Source organism: Arsenicibacter rosenii (genome assembly GCF_001870735.1).
GTDB classification, from domain to species: domain Bacteria; phylum Bacteroidota; class Bacteroidia; order Cytophagales; family Spirosomataceae; genus Arsenicibacter; species Arsenicibacter rosenii.
This window is the reverse complement of record NZ_MORL01000133.1, coordinates 1-1,510: the sequence shown is the minus strand read 5'-3', so window position 1 is coordinate 1,510 and position 1,510 is coordinate 1. Positions and strand designations below refer to the sequence as shown.

The following is a 1,510-nucleotide window of genomic DNA, read 5'->3' as shown; positions in this document are numbered from 1 at the left end:
ACACCAACGGTTTTGAGGTTTTCCTCCGGAATATTGGGAAAACAAGAAATAAAGGGGTTGAACTTGACCTTAAAACCCGAAACATTGAGCAGAAAAACTGGTCCTGGAATACCAATTTTGCCTTTTCGCTCAATAGAAACAAGATCATTCAATTAACGGGTCGCGATATTAATAACGATGGGGTAGAAGACGATGACATTGCCAGTGGCTGGTTTATAGGGAAACCTCTCGGCGCGAATTATGACTATGTATTTGACGGTATTTTTCAGCAGGGCGATGATTTAACCCTGATACCCGGATCCAAAGCAGGGGATATTAAGTTTAAAGATATAAGCGGGCCAAATGGCGTGCCTGATGGCAAAATTACTCCGTTGGACCGGGCTGTGCTGCACAGCAATCAGCCCAATTTCAATCTTGGAATCACCAGTATCCTTCAATACAAAAATTTTAGCCTGTCCTCAACCCTGAATATCAGAGAAGGTGGCTACAGTCCTAATCCGTTGATTAACCCCGGGTCTAACTTTTTTGATCAGGCCAATTTCCTGAATACGCCATACTGGACACCCGAAAACCCCATTAATACCCATCCCAGAATAAACTACCGGAATCCCCTGGCATATGGCTTTTATGAGAGCCGAAGTTTTGCCCGGCTACAGGATGTTTCGCTATCGTATACGTTTTCAGAGGCGTTGATAAAGAAGTTAAAACTGTCCACGCTCCAGGTATATGTGAGTGGCAAAAACCTGTATACCTGGACTAAATGGAATGGATGGGATCCTGAATTTGGGGGTGGAGGGCGTGACCCCGGAACAAATGGCCCGTTGCTAAAGACATTTATCGGAGGTATTAATGTGACCTTTTAACCGTCAAAAAAATGAAAGCATCAGTCAATATATTGATCACTTGTGTCCTTCTTAGTATGTCAACGGCCTGTCAGGATGACTTCCTCAAGGAGGTGCCGCTCGATCGGTTCAGTCCGGAGAACTTACTAACCAACACGGCGGGGTTTGATGCTGCTGTAGTTGGCTTATACGAAGGCGCACGGCAGGAGCATATCATCGCATCGAATAATTTCGAGTATATGACGGTAGGAACTGATCAAACCCAGTGGGGTCGAAATGATTCGCGGGGCAATAAAGATTATAGCCTGCTCAATTCAAACCTGGATGCGACCATTGTTTATTGGGATTGGGCGTATAAAATAATGCTGTTACGGGCCAATACCATTCTGGATGGACTTACCAAGCCAGGCCTGACCATTAAAGCTGACGACTTAAATACTATTAAAGGGCAGGCTTTATTCTTCCGGGCGTACACCTACAATTTTTTGGCCAATATTTATGGCGGAGTCCCCATCGTAAAAGATAAAATTACGGAGCCAAAATTTGATTTTGTGCGAAATTCGAGGCTCGAAGTATTAAACTTTGCTGCCAAAGATTTAGAGGAGGCGGTCAATTTGTTGCCACTACAGGTAAAGGACGGACGCATTCCCCGCGCGGCTGCATTTCAC

Annotated in this window: 1 protein-coding gene and 1 pseudogene; both read left to right on the top strand. The window is 44.8% G+C overall.

The window, feature by feature from the left end:
• A pseudogene (locus BLX24_RS30315) lies at window positions 1-863 on the top strand (SusC/RagA family TonB-linked outer membrane protein); the annotation flags it as partial.
• Window positions 864-874: 11 nt separating this feature from the next.
• Window positions 875-1,510: RagB/SusD family nutrient uptake outer membrane protein (locus BLX24_RS30310; RefSeq protein WP_143092926.1), on the top strand; the 636-nt coding region annotated here is incomplete at its 3' end.